At 60.9% G+C, this 1,014-nt stretch carries 1 protein-coding gene; it reads right to left on the bottom strand.

Translation table 11 applies throughout. The annotated features are described in order from the left end of the window. Positions 1–326: 326 nt before the first annotated feature. Positions 327–905, bottom strand: coding sequence for a hypothetical protein (locus tag GY725_26675; GenBank protein ID MCP4007783.1), 579 nt, complete (start codon positions 903–905; stop codon positions 327–329). Positions 906–1,014: the final 109 nt, after the last annotated feature.

The following is a 1,014-nucleotide window of genomic DNA, read 5'->3' as shown; positions in this document are numbered from 1 at the left end:
TCCTCGGATCAGCGTCCGCGATCAGTGGATGAAAGCTCATGGTTATGCTTGAGACTCTCGCGTGCTCCATCATTGTGAACCGCCTAGTGCGGACCCGCCCGCTGGGTGGTGTGGGGGCCGGGGGTTAGAAGCCCCCGGCTACCCGATTCGGCGACGATCATTCCCCCTCTGGAATTGGCAAAGGCGAAGAATGGGCTAGAGCATACAATGATCTCCTGGTCGGCACGCTCTCACCAGTTGAGAATCTGGTTAACCGAGGCGAAGTTGGCTCTGCTGCTGTTCATTCTTGAACCACCGCCCACTCTATGGACTACGGGAGTGCGAGCTTACGGCAGGGGCGGCTCCGCTTCGAGATTCTCCGCAAGTTCCAAGAGTCGCAGGAGAGAAGAAGCGCATCGCTCGGGGGTGAAAAGGGAGGTTCCGATGGGAGTGCCGCCAACCACGTACTGGCGCTCAAGTGGAGGCCGCGCGACTACATGGACCCAGCGATCCCGGTTTGCATCGGACTCAGTGAGTCGTAGTGGGCCGGACCGGATCTGGGGCCGGAGGCCGACTGCATCCAGAAGTAGCTGGCGCACTGAACTGCCGATGAAGGGCAAGACCGCGTCCCAGATCAGGTAGACCGAGTCGAAGTCCGGATCTCCTGTAGCTGCAAACTCAACGCCCTCAGATGACAAGGCGCCTCGCTGGTAGTAGCCTTCGGGCGCCCAGGAAACCTCGCCGTGTTCAGGGAAGGACCTCCAATTCAGGGCAACGCAGACTTCGAAGAACGAGCCGTTGGTTGCTGCAGTAGCGCGACGATCGTTGATCCAGCACTCAAGAATGCGAGAAACACCGAACTCTCTGATGCGCCTCGGCACGCCGAGTCGGTCCGCGGTATCTGCGATAAACTCCTCGGGACTCATGGCCTCCTGCCGAGGGGAGCGCGCCCTGACGGTCCCGGCGCGCGGCACGAGGCACGAGCGTCCGCGCCACTGGATTGTTCGCCTGCTCTGTTCTTCATCGTTGGGTCTC

Source organism: bacterium, from assembly GCA_024226335.1.
Lineage (GTDB): Bacteria > Myxococcota_A > UBA9160 > SZUA-336 > SZUA-336 > JAAELY01.
This window is presented reverse-complemented; position numbering and strand designations above follow the sequence as displayed.